Raw genomic sequence first — 17,330 nt, forward strand, 5'->3', positions numbered from 1 at the left:
ATTTCGCACACCGAAAAAACCCCCATGTCGAATCCCCACGCCCACACTCACGCCGATGCAGCGCCCGCTACAACCGTTGTTCCGGCCAGTGCGGCCTCGGCTGCTGCCTCCGCACCGGCATCCAAGAGCGATTGGCGGGTCATTCGCTCGCTGGTGCCTTATTTGTGGGATTTTCGCTGGCGGGTCGCGCTGGCGCTGACTTTCCTGGTAACAGCCAAGCTGGCCAATATTGGCGTACCGCTGCTGCTGAAGGAAATCGTTGATTCGCTCGATAGGTCCCGTGCCGTGTTGGCGGTGCCATTTGCCCTGCTGGCGGCATACGGGTTGCTGCGGCTGTCATCGACACTGTTCGGTGAATTGCGCGATATTGTATTCATCAAGGTCACACAGCGAGCCATGCGACGCATCGCGCTGTCTGTTTTCCGGCACCTGCACGCGCTGTCGCTTCGGTTCCATCTCGAACGCCAGACCGGCGGCGTGACCCGCGACATCGAGCGCGGCACGCGCGGCGTTTCCACGCTGATGTCGTTCATGCTGTTTTCGGTGATTCCGATCCTGCTGGAAATCACGCTGGTCACCATTCTGCTGGCGAAGAAATTCGATATCTGGTTTGTGGTCATCACGCTATGCGCGATCCTGCTGTACGCGGGCGCGACCATTGGCATTACCGAGTGGCGCACCGCGCATCGCCGGCGGATGAACGAGATGGACTCGAAAGCCAACACCAAGGCCATCGATTCGCTGCTCAATTACGAGACCGTGAAGTATTTCGGCAATGAAGAATTCGAAGCCGGGCGCTACGACAAGAACCTGCAAAGCTACGAAGCGGCGGCCACCAAGAGTGAAACCTCGCTGGGATTGCTAAACGTCGCGCAAAGTTGCGTGATTGCGACCGCCGTGACATTGCTGATGTGGCGCGCCTCCGATGGCGTGGTCAACGGCAGCTTGACGCTGGGCGACCTGGTAATGGTGAATGCGCTGCTGATCCAGTTATACATTCCGCTGAATTTCCTCGGTGTGATGTATCGAGAAATCAAGCAGGCGCTGACGGACATGGAAAAAATGTTCCGCCTGCTGGGAGAAAATCGCGAGATCGCCGACAAGGCGGGCGCCAAGGGGCTGGCGATCAACGGTGCGGCCATCCGATTCGAAAATGTCGACTTCGCCTATGATCCCAAACGCCAAATTCTCCATGGAGTAAGTTTCGACGTGCCGGCGGGACACACGGTCGCGGTGGTGGGTTCGAGTGGCGCGGGTAAATCCACGCTGTCACGATTGCTGTTTCGCTTCTACGATATCCAGAAGGGCAGCATCACCATCGACGGGCAGGACATTCGCGACGTCACCCAGAACAGTGTGCGTGCCAGCCTCGGCATCGTCCCGCAGGATACGGTGCTGTTCAACGACACCATTCGCTACAACATTGCCTATGGCCGGCCGGGTTCGACCGATGCCGAAATCGAGGATGCCGCGCGGCGCGCGCACGTGCTGGAGTTCATCGAGCGTCTGCCGGATCGCTGGGAGGCGATGGTGGGTGAGCGTGGTCTGAAACTGTCGGGTGGCGAAAAACAGCGCGTTGCGATTGCACGCACGTTGCTCAAGAATCCGTCCATCATGATTTTCGATGAAGCGACTTCGGCGCTGGATTCAAAGACCGAGAAAGCGATTCAGGCAGAACTGCGGGAGATCGCGGAAGACCGCACCACGCTGGTGATCGCGCATCGGCTCTCTACAATCATCGATGCCGACCAAATCCTGGTGCTGGAACATGGCCGCATTGTCGAGCGCGGCAATTTCCGGGAATTGATCGACCTGAACGGAAAGTTTGCGGAGATGTGGCAATTGCAACAGCAGGAGGAGCGGGCCGAAGTCCTGCAATTGCCCGCGAATACGATTCCGGCGCCTGAAGCGGTTTGAATGCCGCTGACTGAAAAACTCCTGCCGATCTTCCTGCTGGCGTTTGCCGGCTATCTGTTTGGCCGCGGCAAGGCCTTTGACAGCGGCCACGTTACACGCGGAATATCAAACGTTGCGTTCTACCTGTTCATTCCCGCGCTGCTGTTTCGCACCACCGCACGCATCGAACTGGCGAGCCTCGAATTTCGTGCGCTGGCCGCGTTCTTTGTGCCGACGGTACTGCTGATGCTGTTGGTCGTGGCCTACGAGCGGCGGCGCCGCGTGGCGGGCGATGTCGCGACGGCGCGCGCGTTGTCGGTGACGTTTGGCAACACGGTGCAGATCGGCATCCCTGTTGCATTGGCGACATTTGGCGAAGCCGGCCTCGCCATCCACGCGACAATCATTGCGGTGCATGCACTGGTGCTGTTGACGTTGGCGACGATCATGATGGAATGGACGCGACGCGATCGACAGGGCACAAAGTCGCTTGCCACGGTGCTGCTGCCAATGCTCCGGCAGACAATGATTCATCCGGTAATCCTCCCGGTGGTAGCCGGTTTTTCATGGAATATTTTCGGGCTGCCGCTGCCGGGCCCCGTGGATGCCACGCTGGTTACGCTCGCGCAGGCAGCTGTGCCTCTGTGCCTGGTGCTGATCGGCTTGTCGATCGCGCACTACGGCGTGGTGGGCGTGGTAAAGCCCGCCATCGCGTTGACGGCGTTAAAACTGCTGATTCATCCCATGCTGGTCGCGGTCGCGGCCTTCATATTGATCCCGCTGGAACCGCGAACGGCGGCGGTGACGGTGTTATGCGCGTCGCTGCCGATCGGCGCCAATCCATTGTTGTTCGCGCAACGCTACAACGTTGCCGAACGCGAGATTACCGCGGCAATTGCAATCTCAACGGTGGCATATGGCGGAACGGTGATTGTGTTGTTGGCGCTGTTGACGCGCTGATATCGAATTCCAGGTATTCATCCTGCATTTCTTCACCGACGCCGCGGTCGCACAAGACTACCCCATTCTGATCCAGCCCGCATCAAACGCGGCATTGGTAACGGACGTCAGGATATGGTCGCGCCACGCGCCGTCAATAAACAGGTAATCCTTTGCATAGCCATCGATCCGAAAACCGAGCGTTGCCAGCAAGCGCCCGCTACGCACATTTTCAGGCCGGTAGTTGGCGGCAACGCGATGAAGTTTCTGTTCTTCGAACATGTAGCGTAGCGCCGCACGCATGGCTTCGCTCATCATGCCGTGGCTCTCAAACTCACGGTCGATCTGATAGCCAGCCACGCAGGAGCAAAACGGTCCACGGAAAATTTGCGAAAAGCCGATGCTGCCGATGATGCGGTCCGGCTGGTCGCGCGGCGCGAGCCAGAAGCGCACAGCGGTTCCGTTTTCAAATGCCAGCGCATATTTTGAAATCGCCTCCCGCCAATGGAGCAACGTATACAGGTTCGGCGGTTCCGGCGGATTCCACGCCTTGAGATGCTCGCGATTGCGCGCCACGAAATCGAGCATGGCAGCCGCCTGATGGTCGCGTGGTGTCGTGAGAAGCACGCGACCGGTGGAAATAGCCAGGTCAGGCATGTAAAACAACTTCAGCTGGACTCTCGCAAAAATCGCACGTGTGCGATCAATCCGGAAGTACGGTCGATGCGATAAATCACCACCGCCCGGCGCAATTCGGGTTCTGTGCCGGGCAGGCGGCCACTGATGCTTTCTTCGTCGATCACATAGTCGCCGATACGGGTGCGGTGGACAATGACGCAGTGCAGATTGGGTGAGCTGTCAAACAAAGCACGGTAGCGCGTCCGCATTTCGGCATGCCCCGACATCAGGCGAGCGCCAGCACCGTCGTCAATCGTGCAATTTGACTCATAGCAGGCGATAAAAGAATCGACATCGCGAGCGTTGTACGCCGCGAGTTGCGTGTCCACCGGGTCGAATGTCGCGGTGCTCATTGCGTGTCAGCCCGCGAACACACTCCAGCTTTGCGCCAGATTCTCTGTTGGAGAGCGCTTGAAGCCGGATTTGGCGAACTGGTGCCAGCGCCCGACGATAAACGACATGACCGCGTTGGCATAGGCATTGGCATCGAGTGAGGCGTGGAGCGCGCCATCGCTCGCGGCGACGCGTGCGCTCTGACGCAACGAGGCTTCCAGTCGGTCATGCAACTGGTTCATCCGCACCTGCAGGCGCTCGTCTTCGTTCACCAGTGCGTCGCCGATCAGCACGCGGGTCATTCCTTGATTCTTTTGCGCAAACGACAACAGCATGGAGACAATGCCTTCAGCCTGCTTCATGCCATTGGTCTCCTCGGACTGAATCTTGTTCACAAGCGAGAAAACTGTCTCCTCGATGAACTCAATCAGGCCTTCGAACATTTGCGCTTTGCTGGCGAAATGGCGGTACAAGGCCGCCTCCGACACATCGAGTTTCGCGGCGAGCAGGGCCGTGGTGATCTTCTGTCCCTTGGGGTTTTCCAGCATTTGGGCGAGGGTCTGCAAGATCTCCTTGCGGCGCTCCCCCGGCGCTCTTTTTGCCATGTTGTTTTCTCCCTAAAGCCTGTTTCTACTTGCGACCGCCCAGAATTGAGCCCAGTACACCGCGAATGATTCTGCGTCCCGCTTCGGACGCCATTGCCCGCGCGGCACTTTTCATTGCGGCTTCCACCACGCCTTCGCGCTTCGATGTGCCGCCCGAAGTGCCCGAAGGAAAGCCAATCTTGTCCAGCATGCCGCCAAGTCCACCACCGCTTCCGGTGTCGGCTGTTGGGGTGGATGGATCCCCGCGTCGAGCCTTCAATTTCTCAAACGCGGACTCGCGATCAACAGCCTTTTCGTACTGGCCCGCGACCAACGAATTCTGCATCAGCACTTTGCGTTGCTCAGGCGTAATCGGGCCAATTTGCGATTTTGGCGGGCATACAAAGGCGCGCTCGACAACGGTGGGACGACCTTTTTCATCGAGGAATGAAACCAGCGCCTCGCCGACCCCGAGTTCAGTGATGACCTGCTCGACCTTGATTTTGGGATTGGCGCGGAACGTCTCGGCCGCCGCCAGCACCGCTTTCTGGTCGCGCGGCGTATAGGCACGCAGCGCATGTTGCACGCGATTGCCCAGTTGACCCAGTACGGTGTCGGGGATGTCGAGCGGGTTCTGTGTCACGAAATAGACGCCCACGCCTTTCGAGCGCACCAGGCGCACCACTTGCTCGATTTTCTCCAGCAATTCCTTTGGCGACTCGTTGAACAGCAGATGCGCTTCATCGAAAAAGAACACCAGCTTGGGTTTGTCGCGGTCGCCTACTTCCGGCAGGTTTTCGTAAAGCTCGGAGAGGAGCCAGAGCAGAAAGGTTGCGTACACACGTGGACTGGAAAGCAATTTATCGGCAGCGAGGATGTTGATGACGCCTTTGCCGTCGTCGGTTTGCATGAGGTCGTCCAGCGCCAATGCCGGTTCGCCGAAAAACCGGTCACCGCCTTGCTGCTCCAGTGTCAACAAGCCGCGCTGGATGGCCCCAATGCTCGCAGGCGAAATGTTGCCGTAGCCGGTCGTGAACTGACTGGCGTTTTCGCCGACCCAGGAGAGCAGTGAACGCAGATCCTTGAGGTCCAGTAAAAGCATGCCATTGTCGTCGGCGATCTTGAACGCCAGCGTGAGCACACCGGACTGGGTATCGTTAAGGTTGAAGATGCGCGACAGGAGTAGCGGACCCATTTCGGAAATCGTTGCGCGGATCGGGTGTCCCTGTTCGCCGAAGACATCCCACAGTGTGACCGGGCACGCGGCGGGCGTGTGATCAAGGTGAAGCAACTTCACGCGCTCATCGATTTTTGTATTGGGCTTGCCCGGCTGCGAAATGCCCGTGAGATCGCCCTTGACGTCCGCCATGAATACCGGCACCCCAATGGACGAGAAGCGTTCAGCCAGCACTTGCAGGGTGATGGTTTTACCGGTGCCGGTCGCGCCGGCAACCAGTCCATGCCGGTTGGCCATGTATGGCAACAGGCAAAGCTCGGTAAGTAATGTGTCGCTGGTCTTGGCGATTAGGAGCGGGTCGGCCATGGCAAAGAGGTGATTAGGCTTCGGCGATTGGGTGAGTGAATGTTAACATTACATTTTGAAAATTGTTGGGGCACCGTAGCGTCCCGATGGTCAATCAACGCAAAGAGTCCCGAGCGTCGCATTTCACCATGCCGCACAGGCAAGCGAAGACTCGTACTGGCTAGAAAGAAGAAAGCAAAATGGCGGGACATAGCAAATGGGCGAACATCCAGCACCGCAAAGGTCGCCAGGACGCCAAGCGCGGCAAAATATTCACGCGCCTCATTAAGGAAATCACCGTCGCATCGAGACTGGGCGGCAGTGACGCAAGCTGCAATCCGCGCCTGCGGCTGGCGACTGACAAGGCGTACGAAAACAACATGCCCAAGGATACGGTCGAGCGCGCGATCAAGCGCGGCAGCGGTGAACTGGAAGGCGTGAATTACGAAGAAATTCGATACGAGGGCTACGGCATCGGCGGGGCGGCGGTGATGGTCGATTGCATGACCGATAACCGTGTACGCACCGTGGCTGAAGTTCGGCACGCTTTCTCGAAATACGGCGGCAACATGGGCACTGACGGGTCGGTCGCGTTCCTGTTCAAGCATTGCGGCACGCTGCTGTATGCGCCCGGCACGAATGAAGACAAGCTGATGGAAGCCGCGCTCGAAGTTGGCGCGGAAGATGTTGTGACCAACGACGATGGCTCGCTCGAGGTAATCACCGGGCCCTATGAATTTTCGAATGTGAAAGCGGCGCTGGAAAAGGCCGGATTCAAGGCGGAATTCGGTGAAGTCACGATGAAGTCCACCAACGAAACCGCGCTGGTTGGTGACGATGCGGTGAAGATGCAGAAACTGCTCGATGCGATCGAGTCCCTGGACGATGTACAGGATGTATATACGTCCGCTGTCATGGATGAAGCCTGAATGTCAGTCCTGATCACCACCACCGACTATGTTGAAGGCAAGCGCATCACCAAATATCTGGGCATGGTGACAGGCGAGGCCAGTGCCGAAGTGCAACTGGTGTCCGACAAGCCGGTCGCCGGATTTGCCGACGCCTATCACAAGGTGATTCCCGGGGTTCGCGACAATGCCTTGCGCGGCGCCATGCAGGGAGCCGAGCAATCCGGCGCCAACGCGATTGTCGGCGCGCGCATCGACTACATCATCCACGGCAGCGGACGTGGCATGGTGATGGTATCGGTGTCGGGCACGGCGGTGGTGATCGAGGACCGTTGATGGGCCCAATGCAGCGCGCGCTGCTGCTAGAGATTCCCGAGACAATCGAGACCGAACGCATGATCCTGCGCGCCGCGAAATCAGGCGACGGGCCGGAAGCGTATGAAGCCGTACTCGAATCAGTTAACGAACTCAAGCCGTGGATGCCGTGGGTGCATCCGGCGCCGACGCTGGAAGGCTCCATCGAATTTCACGCGAACGCGCAGGCCAAGTGGTACAGCCGCGAGATGCTCGATTTTCAGTGGATGGACAAAACGACCAGGCAATTGATCGGCAAGGGTGGATTCCACACCATCAGTTGGGACGTGCCAAAGTTTGAGATTGGCTATTGGGTGCGCACTTCAAGGGCGGGAAACGGTTATTGCACAGAAGCCGTGAATGCGCTGGTCGTTTTCGCCAAACGGGAGCTGGGGGCGAAGCGCCTGGAAATTTGCAGCGATCCCAGAAACCTGAAAAGCCGTCAGGTCGCTGAACGCTGCGGATTCGTACTTGAGGGCATCCTGCATCAAAACATGCGGGACCCCATCGGCGGACTGCGCGATTCCTGCATGTATGCACTGATACCGGAATGAAAATCCTCGGCCTCGATCCCGGATTACGTGTAACCGGCTATGGCGTCATCGAAAAAAATGGTTCGACCCTGACCTACGTGAGTAGCGGATGCATCAAGTCGCCAGACGGAGAGTTGCCGGATCGCCTAAAGAATATTCTGAATTCGGTGCAGGAAGTCATTGCCCGCTTTGGCCCCGACGAGGTGGCCGTGGAAAAGGTATTCGTCAACGTCAATCCGCAATCGACGCTGTTGCTGGGCCAGGCGCGCGGCGCCGCCATCTGCGCGGCGGTCTCACGCGATCTGCCGGTATCGGAATACACTGCGCTTCAGGTCAAACAGGCGGTGGTCGGAAATGGCCACGCGAAGAAGGAGCAGGTTCAGGAAATGGTCAAGCGATTGCTGAAATTGCCGGGGTACCCGAGTCCGGATGCGGCGGATGCGCTGGCATGTGCGATTTGTCATGCGCACGGTGGGCTGCTGGGAGAGATGAGTACGCGCGGGTATCGGGTCAAGGGCGGGAGATTGGTGAAATGATCGGACGCATATCCGGCGTGCTGCTGGAAAAAAATCCTCCGCAAGTCGTCATCGACGTCAACGGCGTCGGCTACGAGATCGATGTGCCGATGAGTACTTTCTACAATCTCCCCAAGCTCCAGGAAACGGTCGCGCTGTTCACCCATATGGTGGTGCGCGAAGATGCCCAGCTGCTCTACGGCTTCGGCACCGAGGCCGAGCGCGCCACCTTTCGGCAGTTGCTCAGGGTGAGCGGTGTGGGGCCGAAGGTCGGGTTGGCGGTGCTTTCCGGCATGAGCGTCAACGACCTGGCTGAAGCGGTGGCCATGCAGGAAAGCGGGCGTCTGACCAAGGTACCGGGAATTGGCAAGAAGACGGCCGAACGATTGCTGCTGGAACTGAAAGATCGATTGAAGGTGGATGTGCGGATCTCGGTCGGCGGCGAAGCGCCGGCGCCTTCATCGGCCGCGGATATCCTGAATGCGCTGATCTCGTTGGGATACAACGAGAAAGAAGCGCTGTTTGCGATCAAACAACTGCCGCGGGACGCATCCGTGTCTGACGGAATCCGGCAGGCGCTGAAACTATTGTCGAAGTCCTGATGTCGTCGAGCAAGCAGGGCTTCTATAGCCGCTTTCGCCTTGGTCCCGGCACGTTCCGCCATCTGATGAATTGCTGGCCGCCTTTCATTGGCCTGCGAATTCACATTGAGCAGATTTCCGTTGACTGGCGGCATGTGCGCGTACGCATGAAGCTGGGCGCACGCAATAAAAATTTCGTGGGCACGCACTTTGGCGGTGGCCTGTTTGTCATGACCGATTCGTTTTACATGATCATGATGATGCATCTGCTCGGCGGCGAGTATGTGGTGTGCACCACGGTGTTGCGGATTTTCACTTGAGCGAAGAGCAGATCGAGGATGTGAAGCGGAAAACCTCGAACGGCGAGAAGTTCGAGCCAATGTATTCAATTGATGTGGTCGACACCGCGGGCAAGGTTATTGCCCGCGTCGAAAAAACGCTCTACATCCGCCGGAAGCAGGAAAAACCCCGGGCGGTCGCGTAAAATCACCGAATGATCGAGGAAGACCGTCTCATCTCCGGCATTACCGCCTCCCCGCAGGAAGAAGCGCTGGAGCGCGCACTACGCCCCAAGCTGTTGAATGAATACGTCGGCCAGGAAAAAATCCGCGGTCAATTGTCGATATTCATCCAGGCAGCGCGCGGTCGAAAGGAACCTCTTGATCATACGTTGCTGTTTGGGCCGCCCGGCTTGGGCAAGACCACGCTGGCGCACATTATTTCGCGGGAAATGGGCGTGAACCTGAAGCAGACCTCGGGACCGGTGCTGGAGCGCGCCGGTGACCTGGCGGCGATGCTGACCAATCTTGAGCCCAACGACGTCCTGTTCATCGACGAAATCCATCGGCTCAGCCCGGTGGTGGAAGAAATCCTTTATCCCGCGCTGGAGGACTACCAGATCGACATCATGATCGGTGAAGGCCCGGCGGCGCGCTCGGTGAAGCTCGATTTGCCGCCGTTCACGCTGGTCGGCGCGACGACTCGTGCCGGCATGTTGACCAATCCGCTGCGGGACCGGTTCGGCATTGTGGCGCGGCTGGAGTTTTACTCGCCGGAAGAACTGAAACTCATCGTTGCCCGTTCGGCAAAATTGCTGAACGTGCGTGTTGACGATCATGGTTCCCAGGAAATTGCGCTGCGTTCCCGCGGCACGCCGCGTATCGCCAATCGCCTGTTGCGGCGGGTGCGCGATTTTGCCGAAGTGAAGGGGGATGGCCATGTGGACAAGTCCACCGCTGACGCCGCGCTGAAAATGCTCGATGTCGACCAGATCGGCCTGGATGTGATGGATCGGAAGATGCTGCTCGCGATCATCGAGAAATTCGCGGGCGGGCCGGTTGGCGTGGAAAATCTGGCGGCGGCGCTCAGTGAGGAGCGCGATACGATTGAAGATGTGCTGGAGCCGTACCTGATCCAGCAAGGCTATTTGCAGCGCACGCCGCGTGGGCGGGTAGCCACCGCGCTTGCCTATCGTCACTTTGGCCTGACCGCGCCGGCGAGCAGTATGGCGCCGGAACTATTCTGATGGCCAAACTGTCCCTTAAGAATGCCCAGCAAACACCGCTGTTCACGTTTGATTTTCCGCAGCGCATTTATTTTGAAGATACCGATGCGGGCGGCGTGGTGTACCACGCACAGTATTTGAAGTTCCTCGAGCGCGCCCGTACCGAATGGTTGCGTTACTTGGGATTCACCAATAGCGAGCTGGAACGCAAGTACAAGATGCTTTGGGTGGTCAGCGAAATTGCGGTGGAATTTGTTAAGCCGGCAAAGCTGGATGATTCGGTCAACATCAGCGTATCGATAGAAAATCTGGGCCGGGTGCGATGTACCTTTCATCAGGAAATTCGCCGGGGTGATGAGCTGCTGGTGAGGGCGCGGGTGCTGGTGGCGTGCGTGTCGGCGGATGGCTTCAAGCCGATCGAAATTCCGGCCGATGTGCGTAAAAAAATGGAGGCAACCGTTTGAATCTCTCGAGTGATACTGGATTCCTGCAGATGATTTTGCAGGCCTCGATCGTGGTCAAGATCGTCATGGGCATTTTGGTGATGGCATCGCTGATGTCGTGGTGGTACATCTTCGTCAAGATGTTCTCGATCAGCCGGACCAAGAAAGAGACCGACGAATTCGAACGCGAATTCTGGGGCGGCACCGATCTGGTCGGTCTCTACCAGCGCGCCAATGCGGGCCATTACGAGCCGGCGGGCATGGAGAAAATCTTTGAGGCGGGCTTCAAGGAATACCTGAAACTCAAGAGCAGAACCGGTGCCGATGTCGGGGCCCTCATGGATGGCACACGGCGCGCCATGAAGGCGACGTTCCAGCGCGAACTGGACTACCTCGAATCACATCTTTCATTCCTGGCGACGGTCGGTTCGGTGAGCCCGTACATCGGCTTGCTTGGTACGGTCTGGGGCATCATGAATGCGTTCCGTGGACTATCGAACGTCGCGCAGGCCACGCTGGCACAGGTGGCGCCGGGCATCGCCGAAGCACTGATCGCGACGGCGATCGGTTTGTTCGCCGCCATTCCCGCCGTGATCGCGTACAACCGCTATACAGCCGAGATCGACCGCATCGCCAATCGCTACGAGAGTTTCATGGAGGAATTCACCAATATCCTGCAACGGCAGGCCACCCACTAGCGGTATGAAAGTGAAAAGACAAACTCCAGCACTGGAGCGGATTGCGGGCCATAAATGGCTGGAAAGGCGCTACAGTGCTTGTGTTTTATCAATTGGTGCTTCCATTAACTTCATTTCCGTTCGCCCTGAGGTATCGAAGGGCAATCCGGACGTAAATGAATCGGTGGCTTGCATTAAATGTGCTTCGATACCTCAGCACGAACGGGGAGTTATTAAAATTTCCCCAAATGGTGCCGGACGGTTCTGCCGATGAGACGCCCCCGCAAATCGATGGCCGAGATCAACGTCGTCCCCTACATCGACGTGATGCTGGTGTTGCTCATCATTTTCATGGTGACCGCGCATATCCAGCCTGGCGAGATCGATCTTCCCAGCGTCGGCCAGGCATTGGCGCCAACTGTTGCGCCACTCGAGGTCCGAATCAAGAAGGACGGAAGCATCAGTCTCGCGGATCTTCAGCAGGGCGGTCGGGAGCAAGCTGTCTCGCGCGACAATCTGCTGCGCGCGGTACGTGCGGTGCAGGCCAGTCGTCCCGATCAGGCGGTGGTCATTTCAGCCGACAAGAATCTGAAATACGATGAAGTGGTGCGCGTGCTCGATATCTTGCAGGGAGGCAAGATCAAGCGCGTGGGCCTGCTCACGAAACCGCTGGCGCGCTGATCCATGGCAGCGACTTACCCACCGAACATGCCGCGTCCTTCCGGGCAATCCAGGCAGGTTGCGCGTAGCGAACCTGGCAAATTGCCGGCGGCCTTGCTGGCGCTCATCGTTCATGCCGGTTTCTTTGCCGTTATCGTGTTTGGTGTGTCGTGGCAGGTGAGGCACCCGGACCCGGTGATGGCGGAGTTGTGGGATCAGTTGCCATCTTTGCGCAAGGAACCCGAACCTCCCGCGCCGCCACCCCCGCCACCGGAACCCGAACCGGAAGTGAAAAAAATCATTGAACCGCCGGTTGAAAAACCGCTGCCGCCGCAGCCCAGCAAGGCCGATATTCAGTTGAAAGCAAAGAAAGAAAAGGCCGAGCGCGAAAAGGTAGAACGCGAACGCCTTGAGAAGCAAAAGCAAATCGATCTCGAGAAGAAGCGCAAGGAAGAAGAGGCGCAAAAGAAAGCGGCCAAGGCGGCCGATGACAAGGCCAAAGCCGAGCAGGCATTACGCGAAGCGGCGGCAAGTGCGTCGCGCAATGCAGCCGTGCAGGACTACGCCGGCAAGATCGCCGCCCTGATTCGCAGCCGCGCAAATATTCCCGATACGGTCTCGGGCAAGCCGGCGCTGACCGTTCGCTTGCGATTACTGGTGAACGGCGTGATCTTTGATGCGCAGGTCATCAAACCGTCCGGCAACCGTGTGTATGATGAAGCAGTCGAACGCGCCATCAACGGCATCCGCCAATGGCCATTACCGGAAAATGCGGAACTTTTTGGTAACCGGCGTGAACTTAACCTTAATATCGAACACGAGCGGTAGTGCAAAAAATGAATACGAAAACGAGCGCCAGCATGATGAAAATGATACGAACGGGTGAGGTACTGCGCCGCTTCATTGGCTTATCCGCGCTGACGGCACTGCTTGCGATGGCAATGATGCCCACTGCGCAAGCTCAACTGACCATCGATGTCACCACTAATGCCGGGCGTCAGGTTCCCGTCGCTATCGCACCGTTTGCCAATGAGACGAATGCACCGCAGAACATCACGCCTGTCATTTCCGCCAATCTGGCGCGCACCGGCCTGTTCCGGATGGTCAACATGGGCGGCATCATCAAAATGCCGACCGAACCGTCAGAGATAAATTTTCTCGATTGGACAAGCCGTAGCGCCGAAGCGCTGGTAATCGGCACGATGGTCGCGCAGCCGGATGGCCGTTTCGAAATCCGGGTGCGATTGTTCGATGTCGCCAAGCAGAACCAGCTGGCGATTTTTTCCTATGTCGCGACCGCCTCGCAGCTGCGCGCCACCGCACACAAGATTTCCGACGAAATCTACGAAAAACTGATCGGCGAAAAGGGTATTTTCTCCACCAGGATCGCGTACGTACTGAAGCGCGGCCCGCGATTTGAATTGCAGGTGGCCGATGCGGACGGCTTCAATCCGCAGGCAGTGCTTTCGTCGCTGGAGCCGATTCGCTCACCCAAGTGGTCTCCCGATGGCAGCAAGATCGCCTATGTTTCGTTTGAAAGCCGCAAATCCTCGGTGATCGTGCAGGACCTTGCCACGGGGCAGCGCAAGACGGTGGCGAACTTTCGCGGTGACAATTACGCACCGAGCTGGTCGCCGGATGGCAGCAAGCTGGTTGTTACCCTGTCCAAGGATTCGGTCGCGCAGATCTATGTCATTTCGGCCGCTGGTGGCGAAGCGGTTCGTGTGCTGGATAGCAACAGCATGGACCTGAATGCCACCTTTAGCGGCGATGGCAAGGACATCATTTTTGTCTCTGAGCGTTCGGGCGGCGCGCAACTCTACATCGTGCCGGCAGCGGGCGGCACGCCGCGACGCCTGACCTTTGAAGGCGGCAACAACACCAATCCGCGCATGAGCCCGGATGGCAAGCTGGTGGCCTTTGTCAGTCGCGAGGCCGGCCGTCTTCGTATCGCGACGCTGGAACTGGCGACCGGCCAAATCAATGTGCTTACCGACGGCCCGCTCGATGACAGTCCGAGTTTTTCTCCCAATGGCCGCACCATTCTGTATGAAGACAAATCAGGCGGCCGGGGCAAGCTGGGTGCGGTCTCGGCCGACGGCCGGGTCAAACAGAAACTGTCATCGCAGGCAGGTGATGTGCGCGAGCCCGCTTGGGGTCCTTTCGGCACCTCAAGCGCGCGGTAATGTGGTCCGGCGCAAAAGCGACTAAAATTGGCCGGTAATGTTCAAATATTGAGTCACTAGGAGAATTGAAATGAAAAGATTACTCATTGGTCTGAGCCTGGCCTTGTTGTTGGCTGCCTGCGCAAGCAAGGACCCCGTCAAGGAAACGAAGATCGAAGACCGTACGCCGCCGAAAACGACCGCGTCCACGACCCCTCCGCCAAGCACCCAGGCCACCCAAGGCCAGCAAGCCGTCAATCCACTGAAAGACCCCAACAACCCGCTGTCGAAGCGCGTGATCTATTTCGAATACGACAAGGACGTCGTCAAGCCCGAGTACACCTCGCTGGTGCAGGCCCATGCTTCTTACCTGGGACAGAACCGCAATCGCAAAGTGCGCCTCGAAGGCCACGCTGATGAACGCGGCTCACGTGAATACAACATGGCATTGGGCCAGCGGCGTGCCGATGCGGTTCGCAAGGCGACGGCGGTTCTCGGCGTCGGCGGCGAGCGTATCGAGACCATCAGCTTTGGTGAAGACAAGCCAAAGTCCAGTGGCCATGATGAAGCCGCATGGGCGCAAAACCGCCGCGTTGAAATCCTGTACGACGGCGAATAGGAAATACTGGAACTTCTCATGTCAGGAATCCCCCGCGGTCGTTCATGTTTGATGTTGGTGGCGCTGGTTGCGGCGCCGATGTTGGTGCCAGGCATGAACGCCACCGCAGGAGTGTTCGATGAAGATGCCCGCCGCGAGGTCAGGGATCTTCGTATCGAGATCGACAAGAAAGACCGTGACATCGATGGGCGGCTGCAAAGACTTGACGAGTCACTGAAGAATCTGGGCATCATTCAATTGCTCAATCAAATCGAGCAACTGAATACCGAGATTGCCAAATTGCGCGGGCAGGGCGAGGTAATCGCGAACCAGAATGATATTTTGACCAAGCGCCAGCGCGATTTCTATCTGGACATCGATACCCGTTTGCGCAAGCTCGAAGGTTTGCCGGCCGATACGCCACTCGTCGCGCCGGCTGCGTCCCCGCCGTCGCTCGTGTCGCCTGCGGCGGGTCCAGTCCCGACAGCCGCTCCCCCAACCACGGTCACGCCGGCGGTACGAGAACAGGAAAATCGGACCTACGATGTGGGATCGAATTTGTTCAAGCGCGGCGACTTCCACGCGGCTATCCGCGCCTTCCAGGTATTCATGAAGGATTTTCCCGCCAGTCCGCTCGTATCCAACGCGCAATACTGGATCGGAATCTGCTATTCCAATCTTAAAGATTTCACCAACGCGCGTACTTCGCAGGAATCGTTGCTGAAGATGTTTCCGGATTCCCCCAAGGCGCCTGATGCCCTGCTGGCGATCGCAAGCATTCAGATCGAAAGCAGCGACCATGGATCGGCGCGCAATACACTGGAAGATATCATCGCCAGATTCCCGGCGTCCGACGCCGCGGTAAAAGCCCGAACCCGGCTTGCCCAGCTAAAGCGGTAAACGTTCCATGACCACCGTGACCAGGATTCCCGCTGCGATCCCTCGCAAAGCCGAAGGGAAGAAAGCGACCGTCTCACGCCGCGACAGGATTAGCGAGCTTCGCGTCAACGAGATTTTTTTCTCGTTGCAGGGCGAATCAACGCGAGTCGGATTGCCGACGGTATTCATTCGCCTGACTGGTTGCCCGCTGCGTTGCGGGTACTGCGATACGGCCTACGCTTTTCATGATGGCATCACCCGCACCATCGACGACGTGCTGGCCGAGGTTGCAACGCACCCGACGCGCTACGTGTGCGTGACGGGCGGTGAGCCTCTCGCGCAGCGAAATTGTCTGTTGCTCCTGAGCCGGCTTTGCGATGCGGGGCTTTCAGTTTCGCTGGAGACCAGCGGCGCGATCGACATTGCCGAAGTCGATGCGCGCGTGTCGCGCATCATGGATATCAAGACCCCTGGCTCCGGCGAAAGCGGGAAGAATATCCGGGAAAATCTGGCGCGCATCACTTCTCACGACGAAATAAAATTCGTCATTACCAGCGAGGCAGATTACGTGTGGTCGGTGGCAATGCTGCGAGAGGAAAAACTCGCGGAACGCTGCACCGTACTTTTCTCGCCATCATATGCTGACGTGCGACCGGAACAATTGGCCGGGTGGATTTTGCGTGACGCATTGCCGGTGCGTATGCAATTGCAGTTGCACAAAATCCTCTGGGGCGAGAAGCGGGGCGTATGAGGACCAACGCATGAGGACCGGGCCATGAACGGCAGCCGCAAAGTTGTCGAAAAAGCCGTCGTGCTGTTATCCGGCGGGCTCGATTCCGCGACAGTGCTGGCGATAGCGCGCGAGCAGGGTTTTGAGTGTTACGCACTGTCGTTTGACTATGGCCAGCGGCATCGTTCCGAATTAGTGGCCGCCGCCCGCGTCGCAACAACAATCGGTGCGCATGAACATCGTGTGGTCAAACTTGACCTGACTGGTTGGGGCGGCTCTGCATTGACAGACAGCCACATCGCGGTGCCCACCGAGGCAACCGCCGGTATCCCCGTCACCTACGTGCCGGCACGCAACACCATATTTCTGTCGCTCGCCCTGGCGTGGGCCGAAACGCTCGGCGCCCCGAACATATTTGCCGGAATGAACGCCGTCGATTACTCGGGGTATCCCGATTGCCGGCCCGAATACATCGCGGCGTTCCAGACCATGGCGCGCCTGGCGACCAAGGCCGGCGTCGAGGGCGCATTGCTTACGATTCACACGCCCATCATCAAAATGAGCAAGGCGGACATCGTTCGCGAGGGAACAAGGCTCGGCGTGGATTACGGAATCACCGTTTCCTGCTATCAAGCCGATGTGGGCGGAAATGCGTGTGGAGTATGCGATTCCTGCCGATTGCGCCGCGAAGGGTTTCGCGCGGCGGGGATCGCTGATCCGACCCGATACGCAACATGACGCTCATGTCACTACATTAAGGCCGTGTTGCGCGTTGGTTGTCGCCAATTGCGAGGATCATGGAACAGTCGCCCCTGAGAACAACCACAAGGG

Annotated in this window: 23 protein-coding genes; 19 read left to right on the forward strand and 4 right to left on the reverse strand. The window is 58.1% G+C overall.

The features are described from left to right. Window positions 1-24 precede the first annotated feature (24 nt). Both IPP88_11505 and IPP88_11510 read left to right on the forward strand, forming a co-directional pair. Window positions 25-1,917 (forward strand): ABC transporter ATP-binding protein/permease, encoded by a 1,893-nt coding sequence (locus IPP88_11505; protein ID MBL0123317.1) that lies wholly within the window; start codon window positions 25-27, stop codon window positions 1,915-1,917. Then, complete coding sequence (locus IPP88_11510; protein MBL0123318.1) at window positions 1,918-2,856, forward strand: AEC family transporter; 939 nt, start codon at window positions 1,918-1,920, stop codon at window positions 2,854-2,856. A 57-nt stretch (window positions 2,857-2,913) separates the two neighbouring features. Here the strand turns inward: IPP88_11510 and IPP88_11515 are convergent, their stop codons facing one another. The 4 genes from IPP88_11515 to IPP88_11530 are packed head-to-tail and all read right to left on the reverse strand — an operon-like array spanning window position 2,914 to window position 5,973. After that, window positions 2,914-3,492, reverse strand: a complete 579-nt coding sequence (locus tag IPP88_11515) for a GNAT family N-acetyltransferase (protein ID MBL0123319.1) — start codon at window positions 3,490-3,492, stop codon at window positions 2,914-2,916. A gap of 11 nt (window positions 3,493-3,503) precedes the next feature. Continuing rightward, on the reverse strand, window positions 3,504-3,866 hold the full coding sequence (locus IPP88_11520) for a nuclear transport factor 2 family protein (protein ID MBL0123320.1): 363 nt from the start codon (window positions 3,864-3,866) through the stop codon (window positions 3,504-3,506). A 6-nt stretch (window positions 3,867-3,872) separates the two neighbouring features. Continuing rightward, window positions 3,873-4,451: a nucleoid occlusion factor SlmA gene (gene slmA, locus IPP88_11525; protein MBL0123321.1), complete on the reverse strand. Its 579-nt coding sequence runs from the start codon at window positions 4,449-4,451 to the stop codon at window positions 3,873-3,875. A gap of 25 nt (window positions 4,452-4,476) precedes the next feature. Beyond that, complete coding sequence (locus IPP88_11530; protein ID MBL0123322.1) at window positions 4,477-5,973, reverse strand: DUF853 domain-containing protein; 1,497 nt, start codon at window positions 5,971-5,973, stop codon at window positions 4,477-4,479. Window positions 5,974-6,152: 179 nt separating this feature from the next. On the opposite strand from IPP88_11530, the gene IPP88_11535 reads away from it, so the two are divergent. The 17 genes from IPP88_11535 to queC all read left to right on the forward strand — a co-directional run bounded on the left by IPP88_11535 (window position 6,153) and on the right by queC (window position 17,237). Then, window positions 6,153-6,881, forward strand: coding sequence for a YebC/PmpR family DNA-binding transcriptional regulator (locus tag IPP88_11535; GenBank protein ID MBL0123323.1), 729 nt, complete (start codon window positions 6,153-6,155; stop codon window positions 6,879-6,881). Next, complete coding sequence (locus IPP88_11540; protein MBL0123324.1) at window positions 6,882-7,196, forward strand: YbjQ family protein; 315 nt, start codon at window positions 6,882-6,884, stop codon at window positions 7,194-7,196. It begins immediately after the preceding gene. Next, window positions 7,196-7,768: a GNAT family N-acetyltransferase gene (locus IPP88_11545; protein MBL0123325.1), complete on the forward strand. Its 573-nt coding sequence runs from the start codon at window positions 7,196-7,198 to the stop codon at window positions 7,766-7,768. Before IPP88_11540 ends, IPP88_11545 begins: the two co-directional genes overlap by 1 nt. Continuing rightward, window positions 7,765-8,283 (forward strand): crossover junction endodeoxyribonuclease RuvC, encoded by a 519-nt coding sequence (gene ruvC, locus IPP88_11550; GenBank protein MBL0123326.1) that lies wholly within the window; start codon window positions 7,765-7,767, stop codon window positions 8,281-8,283. The genes IPP88_11545 and ruvC overlap by 4 nt, the downstream gene beginning before the upstream one ends. Next, entirely contained in the window at window positions 8,280-8,864 is a 585-nt protein-coding gene (gene ruvA, locus IPP88_11555; GenBank protein ID MBL0123327.1) for a Holliday junction branch migration protein RuvA, read from the forward strand. Before ruvC ends, ruvA begins: the two co-directional genes overlap by 4 nt. After that, entirely contained in the window at window positions 8,864-9,163 is a 300-nt protein-coding gene (locus IPP88_11560; GenBank protein ID MBL0123328.1) for a DUF4442 domain-containing protein, read from the forward strand. The genes ruvA and IPP88_11560 overlap by 1 nt, the downstream gene beginning before the upstream one ends. Then, window positions 9,160-9,327, forward strand: coding sequence for a hypothetical protein (locus tag IPP88_11565; protein MBL0123329.1), 168 nt, complete (start codon window positions 9,160-9,162; stop codon window positions 9,325-9,327). The genes IPP88_11560 and IPP88_11565 overlap by 4 nt, the downstream gene beginning before the upstream one ends. 9 nt (window positions 9,328-9,336) lie before the next feature. After that, the gene (gene ruvB / locus IPP88_11570) at window positions 9,337-10,368 is read left to right on the forward strand and encodes a Holliday junction branch migration DNA helicase RuvB (protein MBL0123330.1); all 1,032 of its coding nucleotides are present in this window, start codon (window positions 9,337-9,339) and stop codon (window positions 10,366-10,368) included. After that, window positions 10,368-10,811 carry a tol-pal system-associated acyl-CoA thioesterase gene (gene ybgC, locus IPP88_11575; protein ID MBL0123331.1) on the forward strand — a complete coding sequence of 148 codons (444 nt, stop codon included), beginning with the start codon at window positions 10,368-10,370 and terminating at the stop codon, window positions 10,809-10,811. The genes ruvB and ybgC overlap by 1 nt, the downstream gene beginning before the upstream one ends. Then, entirely contained in the window at window positions 10,808-11,488 is a 681-nt protein-coding gene (gene tolQ, locus IPP88_11580) for a protein TolQ (GenBank protein MBL0123332.1), read from the forward strand. The genes ybgC and tolQ overlap by 4 nt, the downstream gene beginning before the upstream one ends. A gap of 249 nt (window positions 11,489-11,737) precedes the next feature. After that, window positions 11,738-12,148: an ExbD/TolR family protein gene (locus IPP88_11585; protein ID MBL0123333.1), complete on the forward strand. Its 411-nt coding sequence runs from the start codon at window positions 11,738-11,740 to the stop codon at window positions 12,146-12,148. Window positions 12,149-12,151: 3 nt separating this feature from the next. Beyond that, window positions 12,152-12,955 (forward strand): cell envelope integrity protein TolA, encoded by an 804-nt coding sequence (locus IPP88_11590; protein ID MBL0123334.1) that lies wholly within the window; start codon window positions 12,152-12,154, stop codon window positions 12,953-12,955. Between the two features lie 41 nt (window positions 12,956-12,996). Beyond that, a complete protein-coding gene (tolB, locus tag IPP88_11595; protein MBL0123335.1) occupies window positions 12,997-14,313 on the forward strand; it encodes a Tol-Pal system protein TolB in 1,317 nt (438 codons plus the stop codon). A 70-nt stretch (window positions 14,314-14,383) separates the two neighbouring features. Next, a complete protein-coding gene (pal, locus tag IPP88_11600) occupies window positions 14,384-14,911 on the forward strand; it encodes a peptidoglycan-associated lipoprotein Pal (protein ID MBL0123336.1) in 528 nt (175 codons plus the stop codon). Between the two features lie 18 nt (window positions 14,912-14,929). After that, window positions 14,930-15,790: a tol-pal system protein YbgF gene (gene ybgF, locus IPP88_11605; protein MBL0123337.1), complete on the forward strand. Its 861-nt coding sequence runs from the start codon at window positions 14,930-14,932 to the stop codon at window positions 15,788-15,790. Between the two features lie 7 nt (window positions 15,791-15,797). Further along, entirely contained in the window at window positions 15,798-16,520 is a 723-nt protein-coding gene (queE, locus tag IPP88_11610; protein MBL0123338.1) for a 7-carboxy-7-deazaguanine synthase QueE, read from the forward strand. A gap of 24 nt (window positions 16,521-16,544) precedes the next feature. After that, complete coding sequence (queC, locus tag IPP88_11615; GenBank protein ID MBL0123339.1) at window positions 16,545-17,237, forward strand: 7-cyano-7-deazaguanine synthase QueC; 693 nt, start codon at window positions 16,545-16,547, stop codon at window positions 17,235-17,237. Window positions 17,238-17,330: the final 93 nt, after the last annotated feature.

Source organism: Betaproteobacteria bacterium (assembly GCA_016720925.1).
In the GTDB taxonomy this organism is placed as follows: domain Bacteria; phylum Pseudomonadota; class Gammaproteobacteria; order Burkholderiales; family Usitatibacteraceae; genus UKL13-2.